The 21,554-nt window shown below is 63.7% G+C and carries 21 protein-coding genes and 1 tRNA gene; 4 read left to right on the plus strand and 18 right to left on the minus strand.

What is annotated here, in order from left to right; all coding sequences use genetic code 11:
* Positions 1-179: 179 nt before the first annotated feature.
* The 8 genes from ACNA0R_RS20365 to ACNA0R_RS20400 form a co-directional block, all read right to left on the minus strand.
* Positions 180-1,280 carry a M14 family metallopeptidase gene (locus ACNA0R_RS20365; protein ID WP_415827878.1) on the minus strand — a complete coding sequence of 367 codons (1,101 nt, stop codon included), beginning with the start codon at positions 1,278-1,280 and terminating at the stop codon, positions 180-182.
* Positions 1,280-2,629: an MFS transporter gene (locus ACNA0R_RS20370; protein ID WP_415827879.1), complete on the minus strand. Its 1,350-nt coding sequence runs from the start codon at positions 2,627-2,629 to the stop codon at positions 1,280-1,282. Before ACNA0R_RS20370 ends, ACNA0R_RS20365 begins: the two co-directional genes overlap by 1 nt.
* Before the next feature lie 94 nt (positions 2,630-2,723).
* On the minus strand, positions 2,724-3,620 hold the full coding sequence (locus ACNA0R_RS20375; RefSeq protein ID WP_415827880.1) for a LysR family transcriptional regulator: 897 nt from the start codon (positions 3,618-3,620) through the stop codon (positions 2,724-2,726).
* A gap of 149 nt (positions 3,621-3,769) precedes the next feature.
* Positions 3,770-4,399 (minus strand): YitT family protein, encoded by a 630-nt coding sequence (locus ACNA0R_RS20380; RefSeq protein WP_415827881.1) that lies wholly within the window; start codon positions 4,397-4,399, stop codon positions 3,770-3,772.
* Positions 4,400-4,591: 192 nt separating this feature from the next.
* Positions 4,592-5,596 carry an alpha/beta hydrolase gene (locus tag ACNA0R_RS20385; protein WP_415827882.1) on the minus strand — a complete coding sequence of 335 codons (1,005 nt, stop codon included), beginning with the start codon at positions 5,594-5,596 and terminating at the stop codon, positions 4,592-4,594.
* Positions 5,596-6,792, minus strand: a complete 1,197-nt coding sequence (locus ACNA0R_RS20390) for an ABC transporter substrate-binding protein (RefSeq protein WP_415827968.1) — start codon at positions 6,790-6,792, stop codon at positions 5,596-5,598. The genes ACNA0R_RS20385 and ACNA0R_RS20390 overlap by 1 nt, the downstream gene beginning before the upstream one ends.
* Positions 6,793-6,853: 61 nt before the next feature.
* Positions 6,854-7,642 (minus strand): SDR family NAD(P)-dependent oxidoreductase, encoded by a 789-nt coding sequence (locus ACNA0R_RS20395; RefSeq protein ID WP_415827883.1) that lies wholly within the window; start codon positions 7,640-7,642, stop codon positions 6,854-6,856.
* 281 nt (positions 7,643-7,923) lie between these two features.
* Positions 7,924-8,008 (minus strand) — tRNA-Leu (locus ACNA0R_RS20400).
* 313 nt (positions 8,009-8,321) lie between these two features.
* Here ACNA0R_RS20400 and htpG point away from each other — a divergent pair.
* Positions 8,322-10,229 (plus strand): molecular chaperone HtpG, encoded by a 1,908-nt coding sequence (htpG, locus tag ACNA0R_RS20405; protein ID WP_415827884.1) that lies wholly within the window; start codon positions 8,322-8,324, stop codon positions 10,227-10,229.
* 145 nt (positions 10,230-10,374) lie between these two features.
* Entirely contained in the window at positions 10,375-10,524 is a 150-nt protein-coding gene (locus ACNA0R_RS20410; RefSeq protein WP_415827885.1) for a helix-turn-helix domain-containing protein, read from the plus strand.
* An 83-nt stretch (positions 10,525-10,607) separates the two neighbouring features.
* Here ACNA0R_RS20410 and ACNA0R_RS20415 read toward each other — a convergent pair whose 3' ends face one another.
* Genes ACNA0R_RS20415 through ACNA0R_RS20430 form a run of 4 tightly spaced genes read right to left on the minus strand, consistent with a single transcriptional unit; the run spans position 10,608 to position 14,808 of the window.
* The gene (locus ACNA0R_RS20415; protein ID WP_415827886.1) at positions 10,608-11,915 is read right to left on the minus strand and encodes an MFS transporter; all 1,308 of its coding nucleotides are present in this window, start codon (positions 11,913-11,915) and stop codon (positions 10,608-10,610) included.
* 19 nt (positions 11,916-11,934) lie between these two features.
* Complete coding sequence (gene dgoD, locus ACNA0R_RS20420) at positions 11,935-13,083, minus strand: galactonate dehydratase (protein ID WP_415827887.1); 1,149 nt, start codon at positions 13,081-13,083, stop codon at positions 11,935-11,937.
* Positions 13,080-13,751, minus strand: coding sequence for a 2-dehydro-3-deoxy-6-phosphogalactonate aldolase (locus ACNA0R_RS20425; protein WP_415827888.1), 672 nt, complete (start codon positions 13,749-13,751; stop codon positions 13,080-13,082). The genes dgoD and ACNA0R_RS20425 overlap by 4 nt, the downstream gene beginning before the upstream one ends.
* A gap of 19 nt (positions 13,752-13,770) precedes the next feature.
* The gene (locus tag ACNA0R_RS20430; protein WP_415827889.1) at positions 13,771-14,808 is read right to left on the minus strand and encodes a 2-dehydro-3-deoxygalactonokinase; all 1,038 of its coding nucleotides are present in this window, start codon (positions 14,806-14,808) and stop codon (positions 13,771-13,773) included.
* A gap of 193 nt (positions 14,809-15,001) precedes the next feature.
* Here ACNA0R_RS20430 and ACNA0R_RS20435 point away from each other — a divergent pair, with 193 nt between their 5' ends.
* Complete coding sequence (locus ACNA0R_RS20435) at positions 15,002-15,829, plus strand: IclR family transcriptional regulator (protein WP_462935919.1); 828 nt, start codon at positions 15,002-15,004, stop codon at positions 15,827-15,829.
* Positions 15,830-15,869: 40 nt separating this feature from the next.
* Here ACNA0R_RS20435 and ampD read toward each other — a convergent pair whose 3' ends face one another.
* The 3 genes from ampD to ACNA0R_RS20450 are packed head-to-tail and all read right to left on the minus strand — an operon-like array spanning position 15,870 to position 17,646.
* Positions 15,870-16,448, minus strand: coding sequence for a 1,6-anhydro-N-acetylmuramyl-L-alanine amidase AmpD (ampD, locus tag ACNA0R_RS20440; protein ID WP_415827891.1), 579 nt, complete (start codon positions 16,446-16,448; stop codon positions 15,870-15,872).
* A 27-nt stretch (positions 16,449-16,475) separates the two neighbouring features.
* A complete protein-coding gene (locus ACNA0R_RS20445) occupies positions 16,476-16,802 on the minus strand; it encodes a PP0621 family protein (protein ID WP_415827892.1) in 327 nt (108 codons plus the stop codon).
* 1 nt (position 16,803) lies between these two features.
* Positions 16,804-17,646 carry a cytochrome C assembly family protein gene (locus tag ACNA0R_RS20450; RefSeq protein WP_415827893.1) on the minus strand — a complete coding sequence of 281 codons (843 nt, stop codon included), beginning with the start codon at positions 17,644-17,646 and terminating at the stop codon, positions 16,804-16,806.
* A 178-nt stretch (positions 17,647-17,824) separates the two neighbouring features.
* On the opposite strand from ACNA0R_RS20450, the gene ffh reads away from it, so the two are divergent.
* Complete coding sequence (gene ffh / locus ACNA0R_RS20455) at positions 17,825-19,234, plus strand: signal recognition particle protein (RefSeq protein WP_415827894.1); 1,410 nt, start codon at positions 17,825-17,827, stop codon at positions 19,232-19,234.
* A 208-nt stretch (positions 19,235-19,442) separates the two neighbouring features.
* On the opposite strand, the gene thiS is transcribed toward ffh, so the two are convergent.
* From thiS to trmB, 3 genes are read right to left on the minus strand one after another with little or no spacing between them, the layout of a single operon-like run.
* Positions 19,443-19,643 carry a sulfur carrier protein ThiS gene (gene thiS / locus ACNA0R_RS20460; protein ID WP_415827969.1) on the minus strand — a complete coding sequence of 67 codons (201 nt, stop codon included), beginning with the start codon at positions 19,641-19,643 and terminating at the stop codon, positions 19,443-19,445.
* Between the two features lie 35 nt (positions 19,644-19,678).
* A complete protein-coding gene (gene pip / locus ACNA0R_RS20465) occupies positions 19,679-20,629 on the minus strand; it encodes a prolyl aminopeptidase (RefSeq protein ID WP_415827895.1) in 951 nt (316 codons plus the stop codon).
* Positions 20,630-21,451, minus strand: a complete 822-nt coding sequence (trmB, locus tag ACNA0R_RS20470; protein WP_415827896.1) for a tRNA (guanosine(46)-N7)-methyltransferase TrmB — start codon at positions 21,449-21,451, stop codon at positions 20,630-20,632.
* Positions 21,452-21,554 lie beyond the last annotated feature (103 nt).

Raw genomic sequence — 21,554 nt, forward strand, 5'->3', positions numbered from 1 at the left:
TATGACGGGGTCATCGCTGACACTTTTATTTTTCGGAAATTAGTTTTGCTTTGCGGCACGCTGGCCGCGCGATGGCCATGCCGGGGCGGGCAGTGGGGGAGTCGCCCCGACTGGTTCTTCGGAGTCACGGGCGCCTACAACAGCGCGCCGTGGTCGCGCCTTTATCGATGAAAGTAGGGTCAAATCGAATGCGTGCCCAGACCTAGCAGGCTTTGCGTCAAGGCCGTCCTGAACTGGCCAACGACCATCCCGTACCAATCGTCTTCCGCGATAAAGAAGCACCGTTTGAGTTCCTCGCGCACTTTATTGCGCAGGGCGGAGTGCTCCGGCTCCTGGCTCATGTAGCACCAGTGGTCCGCGCGAATCGCCTCGAGCATGCGCATCAGCGGTACTGTGCCGAATTCCAACGCGATCGTCGCACCACGTGCGCGGGGACATTCTTCATTCAACGCCCGCACCATGGGGCCATCGATTTCGAACATTACCGAGTCGGTACGAACTGGAGATATGACGTCCGCCCCCCACCATGCACTCGCGACTGGAAATTCCTGATTTTGGCCGACGAACACTTTTTCACAGTTCCCTCTCGGGCCGAGTCCGGTATGAAGGTCGATCCAGCCAATCTGGCGCGCAGCGCCCGCACGGGTACGAAGGAAATCACGGATGACCGAATTCGACCAGCTCGCGGATGTGCCTCCGAAGAAAAGGCCCCGCGGCTCATCGTATTGGCCCCTGAAGAGAATCTGACCGTAGTTGTCTTCCCCGATCGCGGCAATCCGGCCTGCCAGATGAGCGGCGCTTTCTTCATCGGCGGGCCAAGTTGGCGGAAGGAGGATGTCGGCCAACTCCCGATATTCCTTGTTTTCTGGAAGTTTGGCATCGAACCGCAGGAAGTTTCGATTCAGGTCGATATTGTCTTCATTGACCCGACGGCCATACGAGAAGCCATGCGGATTCACGGCATGGATGATCGCAATCGCGACATCGAGATCCTTCGCGCGAGCCAACAACGCGTCATCGTGCAATAACGCAATCTGGCACCCGGACCCGCAGAAGCCCTCGACCCCGTGTATGCCGGATGTCACGATCAGCAGCTTCCCTGCATCCTCGGGGCCTACCCAGACGATGTCGGTGGCCAGCGTCTCGCCGTGCAAGCCTTTTCGTTCCGGCAAGGCATGTTCCGTATGGGCCAGGCCGCGTCGACGTGCGGCACTCAGGAATTTTTCCCTTGCCTCCTGATAGCTGGCCGAAAAACACGTTGGGATATTCACGTCGACCATCAGGCTCTCCCAAGCACGTCGTTGCGGGGCAAGCCACGCGTTTCATGGCTCGACTCGGCTTCATCGAGGTTTCCGCTGGTGCGGTCGTCGATCCAGAATAGGACCAGCGACGAGATCAACGTGATCGCCAGGAGGTACCAGGCTGGGGCGAACATGTTGCCCGTCGCATGAACAAGCCAAGTGAGGACAAAGGGCGAAAATCCGCTGAAAACGGCAACGACCGTGCTGTAGACCACCGACAGTCCGGTCGCCCGGACATGGCGGGGAAACATCTCGGTCAGCATGACCAACAGCGCCGGAAACTGCGACGTCAGAAACACGCTGAGGACGGCCACCGAGACATACAGTTTCGTCGCGGATGGTTCAGCGACCAGCCACATGAACGCGGGAAACAGGAGCGCCAGCAGGCACAGGCGCGACCATAGGATCATGGGCTTCCTGCCCCATCGATCGGCAAGTCGGCCTGAAAGGGGGGCGAAGATGAAATTGACGATGCCGAAGACCACGCCGGCCCAAACTCCCACCTGTACAGGCAGCTTCAACTCCCGGGCCGCGTACGTAGGAAGATAAAAGGCGATGACATAAATGCCGACGGTGCAGGAGACGAACAGAAGGCTGGCCTGGACCAACTCACGCCAGTGACTGGCGAATAGGATGCGCATCTTGCCCCGTCGTTCGGCCCGCTTCGCGCTTGGGCCGTCTTCCGCATGTGTCTCGTGCAGCTGGCGGCGGATATACATTCCGATCGGCGCGATCGCCATGCCCAATACGAACGGAACTCGCCATCCCCAGCTATCCAGCGCCTCCGCCGATAGATACGAAATGACCGAGCTGGCGATGATTGCCCCGAACATTACGCCGAGGCCCTGGCTGGCGACCTGCCAACTGGCCATGTATGCCCGATCATTGCGCCCCGCGTATTCGACGAGGAATGTGGTCGACGCGCCGACTTCTCCGCCGGCTGAAAACCCCTGGATCAGCCTGGCCGCGACAATGACGAGCGGCGCAAGTATCCCGGCTTGCGCAGGCGTCGGGGAAAACGCCAGCATTGCGCACCCCAGGGCCATCAGGGTGATGGTCAATCCCATGGCTTTCTTGCGGCCGTGCCTGTCCGCATAACTGCCGATCAGGATGCCGCCTAGTGGTCTTGCCACGAATCCCACTCCAAATCCCGCGATGGCGAGCAGGATCTGTGCATAGGGACTCAACGTCGGAAAGAAAATGCGCCCAATGGCGCTCGTCATGAATCCGTAGACCGTGAAATCATAGAATTCCAGTGCGTTGCCTACGGTTATCGCCGCTATCGCTCGCCGTTTGCCCAGTGGCGTGACGGTCGTCGTCTGGTCCATTTTTTCCCCAAGGAGTCTCGTTTTCGGGGCATGCTAGACCTTGATGAGACGGGCGGGAAGACAAGCGCATATTGGAAGCGATAAGCAACGCTTCTCACCCCTGCAGGCGATTGGCGTAGTACCGCAAGCAGTCCAGAAAGTTTTGGGCTGCGGGTGTCAGGATGGCGTTCTTTCTCGCCACTACGCAAACTTCCAGAGGCGCCAGCGCTCGCTGAAGAGGCAACTCGACCAATCCGTAATGAGGGAATTCGGTCGCCACCATTGTTTTGACAAAAACGCCGATGAGGTCGGAGCTTCCAACCAGTCGCAAACCCATTGCGGTCGACGTGCACGTCACGATGCGACTGGGAGGCTGAACATCGCTTTCGGCAAAAAGCTGTTTGAAAAGTGTCGGGCCGGTTTCGTTGTCGTACGGCAGGAGCCACTCGGCCGCGGCAAGATTGGCGTTCTGGAAAGACTCAAGAATCGGGTGTCCGGCACGGACCGCGGCGATCATCGAGGTTTTGTAGAGAACACTCACATCCCAGTCGGCCAATGTTCCAGGAAGCACTTGCGAGATCATGAACTCTATTTCACCGCTCATCAGCCTGGGCAGTGAGAATGGGATGGAGGCTTCGTTCAGCTTCACCTCGACGTGCGGATAACTATTCCTGAAGTGCGTGAAGGCCGGGGGAAGCACGTCCAAGGCGGCGGCAGTTGAAATCGCAATGGAAACCACACCTTTCGAACCATCGCGTATCTGGTCCAGCTCGCTGCCGGCCCGTTCTATGTCGAAGTAGATAACCCTTGCGCGCTTTTCGAGTGCCTCGCCGAAGATTGTGGGTATCACGCCAGCGACGCCACGTTGAAAGAGCGGCACGCCGAGGCTCGCCTCGAGCTCCTTGGTCGCCTGGGTAACGGCGGGTTGCGTCAGATTGAGCGCGCGAGCGGCGCCCCTGAGGCTACGGTGATCGAATACGGCCAGAAAAGCGCGGAGCTGGTGGATTTTCACGTATTGCCTCGACTGTGCCTGGCGGATATCGCGGTCAACCCGTATCAGCTAGGGGTTTTCGTTTACCGCGGATCTGGCCGGTCTGGCAATATGGGGTATTCCCACTGTCCTTGGCGCGCCGCCCTGGACAAGTCCCCGAGGTTTCGCGGCTAACCGTTGTAGCGTCCAGGCTTGTGCCAGGCGATCAGCATTGCGTTCATCGCGAACGTGCCGAGGGCGGACCAGAGTATCTTGGCCATGGGAAGATAGGCCACCGCCACACAGAACAAAGCCAGGTCGAAGGCGAGCTGGATCTTGCCGGCGTTGATTCCGGAACGCCGCTGTACCCACAGGGTCAACGCGCTGGTGCCGCCCATGGAGGCGTTGTGCCGCGCGAGGCACAGGATGCCCATGCCAAGGAAGGTGCCGCCGGCGATCGCGGCGAAGGCGTTGCTGATACCGGAAACTTCCAGCGAGCGGCTGATGGCGCTCACGGCCACACCGATTGCGATGCTGACAAAGGCGCTTTTGATGCCGAATGTCCTGCCCATGGCATAGCAGGAAAACAGGATGAACGGGATATTGATCAAGGGAACGAGAGGCGCGGGCGCGTAGCCCGTTACGAAGGCGCCCAAGAGGGCCATGCCCGCGATGCCGCCTGTGATCATGTCTCCGCGGGCGAGCAGTGAGATGCCCATGGCAGAGAACAGGACCCCGATGAACAGCCCGTACGCATCGTCGATTGCGTTATGCGACGGAGCTTCCTGCGCCGATAGGTGGTGCTGGTCTAGAGAAGACATGGAAGGTTCCCGGAGGGTAGGGGAAGGTTTCCCTGCGGGCGAGCCATAGGCTTTTGGCTTGAGGAGCGCCCTGGGAATTGGTCTTATTATTGCAGCGCAGCAATACCTTGGGCAACTAGGGCTTTCCTTGGGCGGATTGGCCCCGGACAGCGGCTGGCCATGGCCGCATAGCGTTCCTACTTCTGGTGATCGCTATAAACGGGGATTACCGTTCGAGAGTCCGCCGGCCGGGCCATCGGGCAGGCAATGCTCACGGATCCAGCCGGAAACCCTGGCGGCGATTTCGTCGCTGTTGTCGTCCATCATCATCATGTGGGAGTTGCCGCGCACGCCCCGCTCCGCCAGCAGCCAGCGGCTGACCTTCCCGCCGTGGCCGGCGAGTCGATCGCCATAGGCGTGGCCCGCGGCCACCAGGTCGCGCCATAGCGGCGTGGCATCCAGGAAATCCCCGTAGACGAACAGGAAAGGCTTGCCGTCCACGGCGGCCGCGTCGACGTGCTCCGAGAAGCCGGACGGCTCGATGCCGATCACCGCGCGTACGAGCTGGGGACAACGCTGCAGGGCGCACCAGGCGACCTCGCCGCCGTGGCTGTGCGCCACCACGATGCACGGACCGACCCGCTCCAGGACCGCGCAGAAGGCGTCCAGCGCGATATCGTTGTTGCCCAGCCAGCGTGGCACGGCATGCTGGATGAACGTTTCCATCGCCTGCGTCGGAAAGCGTTGCCCCGGAAACGGCTTGCGCCGCGGGTAGTCGGCCGCGGCGCCGAAGCGGAACAGGGACCACGATTCCTCGGCATTGCGGATGATCGGCGACTCCGGCCATACGCTGGCGAACGGCACCCAGCCCGCGCGTCCGCGCTCGACGTTGTCAACCACGTAGACCGCGTGGCCCAGCCGCAGCAAAGCCTGCAGCCAGCCTGTTCGCCCGTCCGGCGTTTGCTCCCACATCGCGCCCGTCATGCCGCCGCCGTGGAGCAGAACCAGCGGCAAGGGTTGGCTCAGTTGCGCGGGGATGAAGTACTGCACGTACGCATGTTCGATGTGATAGTGGCCGTTGGGGTCGTAGGTGAGCGATGCGGTGCGTGTGAAGGCGATCGTGCGCACCGGTTCGCCCGAGACGCGCAGCGGCCGGCCACCGGCATAAAAGCTGCCGAAGTCGCGCAGCGCGATTGTGGACTTCCCGGTTGCCGACATCACTTGCGGACCAGCGGACACTGGCTATCGGCGAGCGGCCACGCCAGCGAGTCGCCCGGGATCCGCCGGACGATGTTGTAGAAGTCCCAGGGCTGCGTGGATTGGGCGGGCGGCTTGACCTGAGCCAGCAGCATGTCGCGCACGACCAGGCCGTCGTCCCGGATACGCGCGTTCATACTGAAAACGTCATCGATGGGCAGTTCCTTCATCTTGCGCATCACGGCGTCGGAATCGGTCGTGCCGGCGGCCTTGACGGCTTGCAGGTAGTGCCGGACCGAGCCATAGACGCCCGCCTGCAGGAAGGTCGGGGGATGTCCCACCCGTGCCTGGAACCTGGTGCTGAAGGCGCGCGTGCCATCGTTCTGGTTCCAGTAGAACGGCATGGTCAGGTACGTCCCCTGCGCGGCCGGCAGGCCCAGGCTGTTGACGTCCGTGTCGAGCAGCAGCATGGCCGCCAGCTTCTGGCCGCCTTGCACGATACCGAACTCCGCTGCCTGCTTGATCGCGCTGATAGTGTCTCCACCGGCATTGGCCAATGCGACAACCTGCGCCCGCGAGGATTGCGCCTGCAACAGGAACGAGGCGAAATCCGATGCGTTCAGCGGATGGTAGACAGTACCGACCACCTTGCCGCCATTGGCGTTCACCACGCTGGAGGTATCGGCCGCCAGTTGTTTCCCGAATGCGTAATCGGAGGCCAGGATGAACCAGCTCTTGAGACCTTCCTGCACCACCGCGCTGGCCGTGCCGCGCGCCAGGGCATAAGTGGTGTAGGTCCATTGCACCGTGTAGGGAGAACACTGGGCCTGGGTGACCGCCGTCGTGCCTGCGCTGGAGATCAGCAAGAGCTTTTTCTTCTGGGCGGCCAGTGCCTGGACGGCCAGCGCCACGGCGGAATTGGGCACGTCCACAATAACGTCCACACCCTGTGTGTCGTACCAGGTGCGGGCAATGCTGCTGCCGATATCGGGCTTGTGCTGATGGTCGGCATAGACCAGGGTGACGGGTTTGCCCAGCAGCGTGCCGCCGGTTTCCTCGATGGCCATGCGCGCGGCTTCGACCGAGCCCTTGCCGGTGGCATCGGAGGTGACGCCAGCCATATCCGTGAGCACGCCGATCTTGATGCCCTGGCTATCATCCGCGCTGGCGGTGCCGGCGCATAGCGTCGCGGCGGCCAGCGCGAGCGCGCACCACAGTTTGCCGGGTCGTCTTTGTTGTTTCCCGATCTTCACGTTCGGATCTCCTCCTGGTTATTTTCTAGAATGCACTCCTGACGACGCCACCATCGACGCGAAGCGCGGCGCCTGTCGTTGCCGATGCGGCAGGCGAGCAGACGTAGGCCACCATGTTCGCGACTTCCTCCGGGGTGATGAAGCGCTTCAACAGCGAACTGGGGCGCGCCTGTTCAAAGAATGTCTTCTGGAAGGATTCGAACGATTCTCCGCCGGACAGTTTGTTGACGAAATCGCTGACGCCTTCTGATTTTGTGGGACCCGGCAGCACGGAATTGACGGTGACGCCGGTTCCGGCGCAAGACTCCGCCAGGCCGCGCGAAATCGCGAGCTGGGCCGTCTTGGTCATGCCGTAGTGGATCATCTCGACCGGGATCTGGATTCCACTCTCGCTGCTGATGAAGACGATACGACCCCAATCGCGCTGCTTCATGCCCGGCAGGTAGGCGCGACACAGCCGAACGCCGGACATGACGTTCACGTCGAAGAAGCGTTGCCAGTCAGCATCGGGAATCTCTTCGAACGGCTTGGGGTCGAAAATGCCGAGGTTATTCACCAGGATATCGACGTCGGGATGGCGGCTTACCAGTTGCGCGATGTCATCGGGATTGGAAAGGTCTCCCGCGAAGCCGGCTACCTGGGCCGAGGGCGCCTGCGCTTTCAGCCGGCCTATGGCGTCGGCCACCGAGGCCTCGGTGCGGCCATTGACGATAACACGCGCGCCCTCGCGCGCCAGGGTCAACGCGATCGCAAAACCAATACCTTTGGTCGACCCGCTGACCAGGGCTCGTTTGTCGTTGAGTTGATAGTCCATATCTGACCTCGGAAGGATGCCGGCCTGGCTGGGCCAAGGGGGAGAGACGGTTACGTCATGCGCTCGGAGACAGCCTGCGTACAGTGTCCAGCGTCGCTGGCAGAGAGTGAAGCGAGTTCGGGCCATCCGTAGCGGCCGGCCGTCGATTTTGGATGATAGCCGTGGTCGGCCATCTTCATGGAGCAGGCGTACTGATTCGCGGAGCGCCCTGGTCGGCCGTTGGATGCGCACCCAAAGTTGCGAATCTCGCTACGTGATTGAAATTTCTCGGGATTTTCTGATGGTGCCCGGGGCCGGAATCGAACCGGCACGCCTTGCGGCGGGGGATTTTGAGTCCCCTGCGTCTACCAATTTCACCACCCGGGCAGGTCGTGCGCGGGCGTCTTCGCGGTTTGACGGACTGGGCAGATCCAGCGGAGGGACCTGCCACGGCCGTACAAGAAGACGCCGCGTGGCGGAAAGCTCGGCATTATAGCCGACTTGCCGGGGGCGGCGGCCGGGGCGGCCGCCCGGGCCAATCAACACCAGCCGTCCGGGCGAATCAACGCCACCGGTCGACTTGAAAAAACCTGCCGCGCCCCCATACTCCAGCCCGTCGGCCGCCTGGCGCTGAGCCGACCTTCCCGGCGGCGTCCAGGACGGCCGCCATCCCATCAACCGCAGACACGAAGATTTCGACATGAGCGAAACCGCATCCCATTCCGCATCGGAGACCCTGGGCTTCCAGGCTGAGGTCAAGCAGCTGCTGCACCTCATGATCCACTCCCTGTACAGCAACAAAGAAATTTTCCTGCGCGAACTGGTTTCGAACGCGTCCGATGCCTGCGACAAGCTCCGCTTCGAAGCGATCGACAACCCGGCGCTGATGGAAGGCGATTCGGAGCTGGGCATCCGGGTCGACTACGACAAGGCTGCCCGCACGATCACGATTTCGGACAACGGCATCGGCCTGTCGCGTGAAGAAGCGGTGGCCAACCTGGGCACCATCGCCCGTTCCGGCACCCGCGAGTTCTTCTCAAAACTGACCGGTGACAAGCAGAAGGACGCCCAGCTGATCGGCCAGTTCGGCGTCGGCTTCTATTCGTCCTTCATCGTGGCCGACAAGGTCACCGTCGTCAGCCGCCGCGCCGGCGTGCCGGCCGACCAGGCCGTGCGCTGGGAGTCGGACGGCCAGGGCGAGTTCACCATCGCCCAGACCGAAAAGCCCAGCCGCGGCACCGACGTCACGCTGCATCTGCGCGCCGACGAAGACGAACTGCTGAGCAACTGGAAGCTGCGCGAGATCCTGCGCCGCTATTCCGACCATATCTCCCTGCCCATCCGCATGGCCAAGGAAGAATGGGATGCCGACAAGGGCGAGCAGGTCCGCAAGGACGAATGGGAAACGGTGAACCAGGCCAACGCCCTGTGGACCCGTTCCAAGAACGACATCACGGAAGAGCAGTACCGCGAGTTCTACAAACACGTCGCGCATGACTACGACGATCCCCTGGCGTGGACGCACAACCGCGTGGAAGGCCGCAGCGAATATACGCAGCTGCTGTACATCCCCAAGCATGCGCCCATGGACATGTGGGACCGCGATGCCCGCCGCGGCGTGAAGCTGTACGTCAAGCGCGTCTTCATCATGGACGACGCCGAGCAACTGCTGCCGATGTACCTGCGCTTCGTGCGCGGCGTGATCGATTCGGCGGACCTGCCGTTGAACGTCTCGCGCGAAATCCTGCAGGAAAGCCGCGACGTGCGCGCCATCCGCGAAGGCTCGTCCAAGCGCGTGCTGTCGCTGCTGGAAGACCTGGCGGAGAACCGCAAGGAAGACTACGCGCTGTTCTGGACGGAGTTCGGCACGGTGCTGAAGGAAGGCACCGGCGAAGACATCTCCAACCAGGAACGCATCGCCAAGCTGCTGCGCTTTGCCTCCACGCATAACGAGGACGGCGCGCAGAACGTTTCCTTCGCCGACTACGTGTCGCGCATGAAGGAAGGCCAGGACAAGATTTACTACGTCACGGCCGACAGCTATGCGGCGGCCAAGAACAGCCCGCACCTGGAGATCTTCCGCAAGAAGGGCATCGAGGTCTTGCTGCTGTCGGATCGCGTCGACGAGTGGATGCTGTCCTATCTGCGCGAGTTCGACGGCAAGTCGCTGGTCTCCGTGGCCAAGGGCGGCCTGGACCTGGACGCGCTGGCCGACGAAGAAGAAAAGAAGAAGCAGGCGGAAGTCCAGGAATCGCTGAAGCCCCTGGTCGAGCGTCTGAAGACCGCGCTGGGCGACAAGGTCGCCGATGTGCGCGTCACGCTGCGTCTGGTCGATTCCCCGGCGTGCATCGTCGTCGGCCAGAACGACCTCAGCCCGAACCTGCTGCGCATGCTGAAGGCCGCCGGCCAGGAAGCGCCCACGGTTAAGCCGACGTTGGAAATCAATCCGGAACACGGCCTCGTGGCACGCCTGCGCGATGCCGCCGACGCGGACTTCGAGGATTGGGCTAATCTGCTGCTCGACCAGGCCATGCTGGCTGAAGGCGCGCAGTTGGCCGATCCTGCGGCGTTCGTGAAACGGATGAATGCTTTGCTGCTGAAACAGTAAAACGCGTCTGTCTTCCCATCCCAGCGCCGAATTACCGAGCGGTAATTCGGCGCTTCTGTTTTGCCCATTTCCTACTTCAAATTACCGCTCGGTAGACGTGGGGAAACTCGTACGGCGCGCCCGAAAGGAGCAAGACCTGCTGCAAATGGACCTGGCGGGTTTGAGCAATACCGGGAACCGGTTCATCGTCGATGTCGAACGCGGCAAGCCAACCCTGCAATTGCAGAAGGTGCTTGATTTGTTGGACCTCATAGGCATGGAAATCGTTGTCCGACCCAAGCGGGGAGGCTTCTGACGCAGACGGTCGATACGCTGGACGTTTTTGAGCGAAAAAAATCATCACGAGGAGGCGGCGTAGGGCGCCGCCTGCTCGCACCACTACATCTCTATCCGCTCCACCTTCCCCACCAGCAGGATGTAGGAAAGCGCCCCCAACAACGCCAGCGAAGCCACATAAACAATGGCCGGGGCGAAGTTGTCCTGCGTGACCAGATAACCAATCACAATCGGCGTGCAGATCGACGACAGGTTGCCGACGAAGTTGAACACGCCGCCCGTCAAGCCCAGTAGCCGCACCGGCGCCAGCGTGGATACCAGCGACCACGTAATCGACGCCAGCCCGTTGCCGAAGAACGCCAGCGCCAGGAAGAAAATCACCCAGGACGTGGAGTTGGTGTAGTTGGCGCCTATCATGGACGTGGAGATCAGCAGACCCAGGATGATGGGCAGCTTGCGCGCCATGCCGACCGTGGCGCCGCGCCGGATCAGCCAATCCGACAGCACGCCGGAACACAGCACGCCGATGAACGCGGCCAGGAAGGGCACGGAAGCCAGGAAGCCCGACTTGATGAAATCCATTCCGCGATACTTCACCAGATAGGTGGGAAACCACGTTAGAAAGAACCACAGCGTCGAAGTCAGGCAGAACTGCCCCAGGTACACGCCCCACAGCTTGCGGCGCGACATCACCAGGCCCAGATCGGCCCAGGCGAAGGGCGCCTTCTTTTCGCTGACGCGGCGCTCCAGGTCCACCACGCCGCCGCCCTGGCGGATCAGTTCGATCTCCGCTTCGTTGGCGCCGCGGAATTGGCGCGGTTCGCGGTAGACCAGGAACCACAGCACGCCCCACACGATGCCGATCAGGCCGGTGCTGACGAACACCATATGCCAGCCGTAGTGATGCTGCAGCCAGGCCAGCACCGGCGTCAGGAATGCCAGGCCGACGAACTGGCCTGACGTATAAAAGCCGATGGCGGTGGCGCGTTCGCGCTCGGGGAACCAGGTCGTGACGACCCGGTTGTTGATCGGATAAGCCGGCGCTTCCAGCGCGCCCACCGCCAGCCGCAGCACGAACAGCGCGACAAAGCTGCCCGCGAAGCCCATGAAAAAGGTCGCCGCCGACCACAGTATCAGCGCGATGGCGTACAGCACGCGCGGCGCCACGCGGTCCACCAGCCAGCCGCCGGGAATCTGCATCGCCGCATAGGTCCAGCCGAAGGCGGACAGGATCAGGCCTTCGCGTACGGTGTCCAGCCCGAACTCGTCCCTGAGCGCCGGCGCGGCGATGGATAGATTGCTGCGGTCCAGATAGTTGATGACCACGGTGATGAACAGCATCACCATGATCAGATAGCGCGTACGGGTGGGCTGCGCGCCCGGCAGCGCGCCAGTATGTGCGGTCGGCACGGTTGTCTCCTTTATTTATTTACCATTCGGCGAAGCTGCCATCCTTGTGGCGCCACACCGGATTGCGCCAGCGATGTCCCACCGCCGCGCGTTCCTTCACGTATTCCTCGTTGACCTCGATACCCAGCCCCGGGCCTTGGGGTATCGCTACCATGCCGTCGCGATAATCGAAGACTTCGCGGTTGCTGATGTAATCCAGCAGATCGTTGGCGGCGTTGTAATGAATGCCCAGGCTCTGTTCCTGGATGAAGGCGTTGTAGCAGCCGGCATCGATCTGCAGGCAGGTCGCCAATGCGATCGGCCCCAGCGGGCAGTGCAGCGCCAGCGCAACGTCATAGGCCTCCGCCATCGCCGCGATTTTGCGGGTTTCGGTGATGCCGCCGGCGTGGGACGGGTCGGGCTGGATGATGTCGACGTAGCCTTCCGACAGGACGCGCTTGAAGTCCCAACGCGAAAACAGCCGCTCGCCCAGGGCGATCGGCGTGGACGACAGCGGCGCCAGCTCCTTCAGCGCTTCATAGTGTTCGCTGAGCACCGGCTCTTCGATGAACATCAGCTTGTAGGGCTCCAGTTCCTTGATCAGGACCTTGGCCATGGGCTTGTGCACGCGGCCATGGAAGTCCACGCCTATGCCGACATCCGGCCCGACGGCATCACGCACGGCCGCGACGTTCTCCAGGCACTTGCGCACCTTGTCGTGGGTATCGATGTACTGCAGCTCTTCCGTACCGTTCATTTTGACGGCGGTAAAGCCGCGTTCCACCGCGGCCTTGGCGGCCGCCGCCGTATCCGCGGGCCGGTCGCCGCCTATCCAGGAATACACGCGGATGCGATCGCGCACATTGCCGCCCAGCAGCTGCGATATGGGCACGCCCAGCGCGCGGCCCTTGATATCCCACAGTGCCTGGTCGATGCCCGCCAGCGCGCTCATGTGGATGGCGCCGCCGCGGTAGAAGCCGCCGCGGTACAGCACCGTCCAATGGTCCTCGATGTTGCGCGGGTCCTTGCCGATCAGATAGTCCGACAGTTCCTCGACGGCGGCGGCGACGCTGTGGGCGCGGCCTTCCACCACCGGTTCGCCCCAACCGGCGATGCCCTCGTCGGTTTCGATTTTCAGGAAGCACCACCGCGGTGGCACGATGTAGGTAGTGAGCTTGGTGATTTTCATGCTTGCTGTCTCGTTGATGGATATGCCTGGCGCCAGGCCGCGATGAAGGCGCGCGCGTTGGCGGCGACCTGGTCGGCGGTCATGCCGGGCTTGTACAAGGCCGAGCCCAGGCCGAAGCCGGATGCGCCGGCCCGGGCGAATTCGGCGATGCTGGCGGGGGTGATGCCGCCCACGGGAACCAGTGGGACCTCGGGCGGGATGACCGCGCGCCAGGCCTTGACGACGGCCGGGCCCAACTGTTCGGCGGGGAACATCTTCAGCAGGTCGGCGCCGGCCGCCAGCGCGGCGAAGGCCTCCGTCGGCGTGGCCACGCCCGGGCAGCACGCCATCAGGGCCGACTTGGCGGCACGGATGACGTGCGCGTCGCTGTGCGGCATGACGACGATCTCGCCGCCGGCACGGACGATCTCCGGGCAGATGGCCGGATCGAGCACCGTACCGGCGCCGATCATGCAGTCCAGCGGCAAGGCATGCCGCAGCTGGCGGATGCTTTCCAGTGGTTCCGGCGAGTTCAGCGGCACCTCGATGATGCGGAAGCCCGCCTGGTAGAGGGCCGTGCCGACGGCTTCGGCTTCAGTGGGTTTGATGCCGCGCAGGATGGCGATCAGGCCGCATTGCGTCATGGCGGTCTGCAAGGGTGATTGCGCGGGGGGCGAGACGGGAGGCATGGCGATTCCTCGTTGCGGTTCAGGGCCGGCGGACCAGGCCGGCCGATACGGCGAGCCGCCACAAGCCGCGCTCGGCGGCTTGGCCGGCCAGGGTGGGAGCAGCCAGGCCAAAATGCGGCAAAGCGCTCGCATAGCGGCGACACAGGTCCTCGTCGCCGCACAGAACGATGCGCGACGGCATGCCGCGCGCATCCAGCAGCGCGCGTAGCGCGCCGACTTCATGTCCGATCAGCAGGCCGGACAGGTAATCCGGTTGGGCTTGCGCGGACAACTGTCCCGTCAGCCCCATCGCGCGCGTGCTGAAAATCGTCGACAGCACGCCGCCCCGGCCCAGCGCCGAGCCTGCAACTTCCAGGCCACGCTGGAAGGCGGCGTCATCCGGCGCCGCGGGGTCTTCCATCGTGCGGCCCAGGATGGTGTGGCCGCGCAGCGCGGCATAGACCTCTCCGGTCATGAAAGTGTCGAATTCGACGATGCGGCCGCCGCGCACCCGTACCCATTTGCAATGGGTGCCGGGCAGGCCCACCAGAAGGTCGTCCGCCGCATCGGCCTCGTCTTCAGCCGCCGCGCGGCCGCCGGCCATGCCTTCAACGGCTGCGCTGCCCATGATGCCGACGACCTGCGTTTCTTCGCCGCGCATCACGTTGGCCAGGCCCTGCCGCTGGAGCAGGCCCGGGATGATGTGCAGCGTGGCGCCGCGATGCGTATCGACTGTCGCCAACCGCGATCCGATGTCGCGCGGGTCGGCCGGAAGCTCCAGATAGGGCGCCTGCGCCCAGCCTTGCGCGCTGCCCACCATTCCGCAGGCGATGACCGGCAAGCCAGGCTGCGCGCGCAGCCAGTCGCCGCATGCCTGATCGAAGGCCAGTTCGAAACCCGCGGCGGCCGTAGTTGGCATGGGGCCGTCGGTGGGAGGCCCCGGCAGCCGCATGATCCCCCAGGGCAGGTGGCGCGTGTCCAGCACCACACCGTCGGCGCCCATGCGGTAGGCTCGCAACGAAGATGTGCCCCAGTCCAGGGCGATGAGCACCGCGGAGGGTGTTGCGTCCGCATTCATAAATTCTTCCTTGTTTGTTGGTCCTTACTTGCCTCCTGGCCGGATTCTATTCCTTGCCGATGTCTTGCTCAAAATATAGAATTTCGTCCCATATATAGGGATGTAATGGGAATTCAACGGCACGCTGCCTTGGCGCGGGCACCCGCGCCAGGGCGGGCGCCCGCGATGCGCTACAGCGACCGCAAATTTGGAAATGGCAGGGATGGATTCAACGAAACAGGCGGATCCGGCGTCGCAGACGCTGGGCACCCAGACCTTGATGCGCGGGCTTGCCGTCGTGCAGGCCGTCGCGGCTGGCGCGCGGGACCTGCGGGACATCTGCGCGCGCATCCAGGTCGCGCGCAGCACGACCCATAGGCTGGCCAGCTGTCTGGTGCAGGAGCGCTATCTACGCGTGCTGCCCGGCTACGGCTATATGCTGGGGCCGCGCTTAATCGAACTGGGCTTCCAGGCGCGGGAGGAGATCCCGCTGGCCACGCTTGCCCGTCCTTACCTGGACGAGCTGGCGCGTCTTAGCGGCGACACCATCCATCTGGCCGTGCGGGATGGCGCGGATGCGCTCTATCTGGACAAGATATCCGGCAAGAAGGGCCTGGAAATGCGTTCGCGCGTCGGCCACCGCATGCCGCTGGCCGTGACCGGCGTCGGCAAGGCCTTGCTGCTGGACGGCGATGAGACGGAATGGCTGGCGATGCTGCGGGCCGGGGCTCCGGTGTCACCCCAGGCCGCGGGCAATGCGCAGCCGGAAGAGCGGTTCCTGGCGCGCATGCGCGATTACGCCGGGTCGGGCTATGCCTTCGACCTGGAGGATAACGAGCCGTCGATCCGCTGCGTGGCCGCGCCGGTGCGCGACGCGGCCCGGGCCATCGTTGCGGCGATCAGCGTGTCCAGCACCATTCCCTACATGCCCATGGAGCGGATGCGCGAAATGGTGCCGGCCGTGCAAGCCGCCGCGCATGGGATATCCGGTGAATTGGGATGGCGGCCGCCGGAGGCCGTTCAGGCCGCGCAAGCCGCCTGATCGACGCGGGCCGCGCGCGCTGGCGCCGTCCGGAGGGTCTTCAGCGCTCAGGCAGCGCGCGCCGAGCAAAGCCGCACAAATGGCCGAATCGCGTCCATTCGAATGCCGGCCCCGGATCCGTCTTGCGCACCGGCGCAATATCCGAATGGCCGCGTACCGCCCGCAAGGGATGGCGCACGCTCAGCGCCGGCGTCAGCCGCGCCAGCGCCGCGTACTGCGCATCGGTATAGGGCAGCACGTCCGTGCCTTCCAGCTCGATGCCGATGGAAAAATCATTGCAGCGCTCGCGGCCATCGAACCATGACACGCCGGCATGCCAGGCCCGGGCGTCCGTGCTGACGAATTGCACGATCGCGCCATCGCGCCGAACGAAGAAATGCGCCGATACCCGCAGCCCGCGCAGGCGCTCCAGCCAGGGATGCGCCCCATACTCCAGGGTATTCAGGAATAGGCCATGGACATGCGGACCGCCGAACTCTCCCGGCGGCAGGCTGATGTTATGGATCACCAGCAGCGATACCGCCGTCCCGTCCGGCCTTGCATCATGATTGGGCGAGGGCGCGTGCGTCACCCCACGCGCGGGTTTCAACCATCCATGCCGATCGAGTTGCAGCGTCATTCCGTCGTGTTGTCCTATGGTGTCGCGTCAGTATTTGGCCCCCAGCCTGGCGTGTTCCTGGCTGCACCAGGTGCGTCCGTCGACCAGGGTGGCGTCCGAACGGGGCAGGTGGATGCCGCAGTGGGCGCAGCGCACCATCTGTTCGGCCGGCACGGCGCGTTGCGAGGCGCCGGATCGGCCGCGCGAGCGTTTTGCCGCGCCATTGCCGCCGTTGCTGGCCTGGGTGTTGCCTCGTGTGCCGCGTTGTGCGCCGGCGGCATCGCGCGCCGCATTGCGGGCGTTGGCGCGCGCGGCGATGCGCGCGACGGTCAGCGCGACCAGCACGACGATGATCCAGAAAAGTACCTTGCCCACTTCAACCCCGATGCAATAGAACTTCCAGCACGAACCGGCTGCCGGTATACGCCAGCAGCAGCAAGGCGAAACCCGACAAGGTCCACCGCAGCGCCACGCGGCCGCGCCAGCCCTTGCGGTAGCGGCCCAGCAGCAGCACGCCGAAGGTCAGCCACGACAGCAGCGTGAAAACCGTCTTGTGATCGAAAGGAAGCAGGTGCTGCGTCAGCATATACGACGCGACCGACCCTGTGATGACGGTCAGCGTCAGCACGGCGAAACCGATGGAGATAATGCGGAACAGCAGTCGTTCCTGCATCAGCAGGGGCGGCTGTACGTCCAGCACCTTGCCCATCAGGCTGGCGCCGTCGGGCTGCTCCAGCGGGCGATGCAGATGGCGGTCCAGCAAGGCCATCAACATGGCCTGCACCGCGGCCACCGTCATCAAGCCATAGGCCATCAGTGCGATCACCAGATGGACCCGCAACCAGGAATTGTTGGCATGGGGCACGACCTGCCCTTGCGGGAAAGCGCTCGCCAGCGCGCAGACGAAGGCGGCGGCCGGCAGCAGCAATAGCAACAGGCCGTCGATGCGGACGACCAGGCTCTCCAGCCAGAAAATCACCATGCCCAGCCAGATCGCCGCCGACAAGGCCAGCGCCCAGCCGATGAAGAGATAGGGACCGCCCAGCAGGGACTGGTAAAGCGCCACGCCCTGCAGGAAGAGGGCGCCCATCAGGCAGGTCCGGGCGACCCGCCCCGCGTGCTGGATGCCATCCGCCCCGCCCAGGCGACGCCACAGCGACGCGCCGAGCACCGCGTACGCCAGCGCGGCGACCGCGTGAAATACAATGCCAAATGACATAGGAACCGTTGTTCTTCTCGATGGGGCCTGCGCGCGGATGATCCGGCGGGTTTGCCGGCCGGTTTTACCGACTGGTTTCGCCCGGTTTCCGCCGGGTTTTGCCAATACCGCACGTGCCGGCGCGATACGCGCGGTGCCGGCCCCTGCCAGCCGAATAGTTTAAGCGGAAACGCATCTCATGCTCGACAACCTTACTCAACGCCTGTCGCGCGTCGTCAAGACGCTGCGCGGCGAAGCTCGCCTGACCGAAGCCAACACCCAGGAGATGCTGCGCGAAGTGCGCATGGCCCTGCTGGAAGCCGACGTCGCGCTGCCCGTGGTGCGCGACTTCGTCGCGCGCGTCAAGGAAAAAGCCCTGGGCGAAGAAGTCGCGTCCAGCCTCAGCCCCGGACAGGCGCTGGTCGGCATCGTCCACAAGGAACTGACCGCGCTGATGGGCGGCGACCTTGGGGCGGAAGCCGGCGAGCTCTCGCTGGCCGTCCAGCCGCCCGCCGTCATCCTGATGGCCGGCCTGCAGGGCGCCGGTAAAACCACGACCACCGGCAAGCTGGCGCGCTGGCTGTCCGAAGGCAACCACGTCCAGAACGGCCGCAAGACGGGCAAGAAGAAAGTCCTGGTGGTCAGCGCCGACGTCTACCGCCCCGCCGCCATCGAGCAGTTGAAAACCGTGGCGGCGCAGGTGGGCGTCGATTTCCTGCCGTCCGATCCCAGCCAGAAGCCGGAAGACATCGCCCGCAACGCCGTCGACCACGCGCGCCGCTATCACTACGATGTGCTGATCGTCGATACCGCCGGCCGTTTGGGCATAGACGAGGCCATGATGCGCGAAATCCGCGCCTTGTATGACCTGGTCCATCCCGTTGAAACCCTGTTCGTGGTCGACGCCATGCAGGGCCAGGATGCGGTCAATACCGCGCGCGCCTTCGCCGATGCGCTGCCCTTGACCGGCGTCGTCCTGACCAAGCTGGACGGCGACGCCCGCGGCGGCGCGGCCCTGTCCGTGCGCCATGTCACCGGCAAGCCGCTGAAATTCGTCGGCGTCTCGGAAAAACTGGACGGCCTGGAGGCTTTCTATCCGGACCGCATGGCCCAGCGCGTCCTGGGCATGGGCGACATCGTGTCGCTGGTGGAGCAGGCGCAGCGCAATATCGATATCGCGGAAGCGCAAAAGCTGGCGACCAAGCTCAAGTCCGGCAATCGCTTCGACCTGAACGACTTTCGGGAGCAACTGGGCCAGGTCAAGAAAATGGGCGATATGGGCTCATTGCTGGAAAAACTTCCGGCCCAGTTCCAGCAGGCGGCGGGTCAGCTGCAGAGCGGCCAGGCCGACAAGCAACTGCGCCGCACCGAAGGCATATTGAATTCCATGACGCCGGCCGAGCGCGCCAAGCCGGAACTCATCAAGGCGTCGCGCAAGCGCCGCATCGCGGCGGGCGCCGGCGTGCCGGTGCAAGAGGTCAATCGCCTGCTATCCCAGTTCGAGCAGATGCAGGGCATGATGAAGCAGATGAAGAAGGGCGGCATGGCCAAGATGATGCGGGCCATGGGCGGGCTCAAGGGCCTGGGCCGCTTCGGCGGCATGCGCTGACCGACACACAAAAAAGCGGCCAGGGTTACCTGGCCGATGTGCCGGAGCGGGAGGGGAAAGATCCGCGCCGGTATTCCCATCGAACACGCTGCGGAAGTTCAATGGCGAGTCCATTATGCGTACGGCTTAGACCGCATATCGTCAATCAGTTGTAACTGGTTGCGAATTCGCTGTCGGGGAATGCGCTGTGCCGTAACAGTGGGTTGTATCAGCCCCCGCCCACTGCGACAACGATCTCCAGCTTGTCGTTTTGTTGCAGTCGTGTCTCAGCGTGCTGACTTTTAGGAACAATTTCACCATTTTTTTCGACGGCGACGCGTTTGCCGACGTAGCCCAGCAATTCCAGCAGGCCCAGAACCGTCGTATCCGGGGCAATCTCCCGCGGTTCGCCATTCAACTGAATATTCATCATGGTGTGGTCTGGCTAACGATGAGCAGTCCTGTTCAGGGGCGGCCCGTCGCCGCATAGCGGTTGGTGGCTTCGATCAGGTGGGCAAGAATGCCGGGCTCGTCGAACGCGTGGCCGGCGTCCGGAACGATTTGCAGCCGCGCTTCGGGCCAGGCGCGATGCAAATCCCAGGCCGTACGCACGGGCGTGCAGACATCGTAGCGTCCCTGGACGATCACGCCCGGCACCTCACGCAGCTTGTGCGCGTCACGGATGAGCTGGCCTTCCGCCATGAAGCCATCGTTGACGAAATAATGGTTTTCGATGCGGGCGAAGGCCAGCGCCGCCTGGTCGCCGGCGTGGCTTTGCTGATGGCGCGTGCTGGGCAGCATGGTAATGGTGCTGTCTTCCCAGCGGCTCCACGCCTTGGCCGCCCTCAACTGTTCGACCGGATCGTTGCCCGTCAGGCGGCGGCGGTAGGCCTGCACCATGTCATGCCGTTCTTCCGGCGGAATGGGCGCCAGATACTCTTCCCATAGATCAGGGAATAGCTCCGACGCACCGTGCTGGTAATACCACTGCACTTCCGACCGCCGCACGGTGAAAATGCCGCGCAGGATCAGCCCCGCAACGTGTTGGGTATGCGTCTCGGCATAGGCCAGCGCCAGTGTCGACCCCCACGATCCACCGAACACCAGCCAGCGATCCGCGCCCATGATCTCGGTACGCAGGCGCTCCATATCGGCGACCAGATGCCAGGTGGTGTTGTTGTCCAGGCTGGCATGCGGCCGGGACCGCCCGCAGCCGCGCTGATCGAACAACAGCACGTTGTACTGGGCCGGATCGAATAATTGCCGATGCACGGGCGAGCAGCCGCTGCCCGGGCCGCCATGCAGGAAAACAGCCGGCTTGCCGTGCGGATTCCCGCACAGCTCCCAGTACACCTGGTGACCGTCGCCGGTATCCAGCATGCCGTGACGATAGGGTTCGATGGCGCGAAATAGCATTCAGGCGACTCGCTTGAACATAAGGTCCCAGACCCCATGACCCAGCCGCAGGCCACGGGTCTCGAACTTGGTCTGCGGACGGAACTCCGGACGGGGCGCGTAGCCGTCGGCGGTGTTGCGCAACCGCGGCTCGGCGCCTAACACTTCGAGCATTTGTTGCGCGTAGTGTTCCCAGTCCGTGGCGCAATGAACGTAACCACCTGATTTCACCCGGCTGGCCAGCAGCGCGACGAAGGGCGGCTGGATCAGCCGGCGCTTGTGGTGGCGCTTCTTCGGCCAAGGATCGGGGAAATAGATATGGACGCCGTCCAGCGAATCGGGCGCGATCATGTCGCGCAGGACCTCGACCGCGTCGTGCTGGATGATGCGGACGTTCCGCAGGGCGGACGCTTCGATGCGTTTGAGCATGGAGCCCACGCCCGCATTGAAGACTTCCACGCCCAGGAAATTGTCGCCGGGGCGGTCCAGCGCGATGCGTTCGGTGGTCTCGCCCATGCCGAAGCCGATTTCCAGGATCGTCGGCGCCCGGCGGCCGAACACGGCGGCCGGATCCAGGATGCGCTGCGTGTAGGGGATGGACCATTCGGCCAGGAGACGCTCCAGGGCGTCACGTTGCCCCTGCGTGATGTGGCCGCGGCGGTGGACGAAACTGCGGATATGCGTCGCGCCCGGGCTGTCGGGCGCGTGTTCGCTGGACGCCAGGGCTGCCTCAGTGGAGGGCGACAGGGCGGACCCCGACTGGGTCGAGGTCGACGGGGTGGACGGCGAAACGGGAGACGGAGCGGGAGGCTCGGCGTCTTCGGAGATTGGATCGGTATTCATAGCGCGCCATTGTAGTGGGGCGAGGAGCGCGCGCGGGATACATAGATGATGCAAACAGCCACGGGCGGATGGGGTGCGGCCGGCTAGGTGCGGCCGGTTAGGC

Origin of the sequence: Bordetella sputigena, assembly GCF_965137885.1 — a bacterium.
In the GTDB taxonomy this organism is placed as follows: domain Bacteria; phylum Pseudomonadota; class Gammaproteobacteria; order Burkholderiales; family Burkholderiaceae_B; genus Bordetella_C; species Bordetella_C sputigena.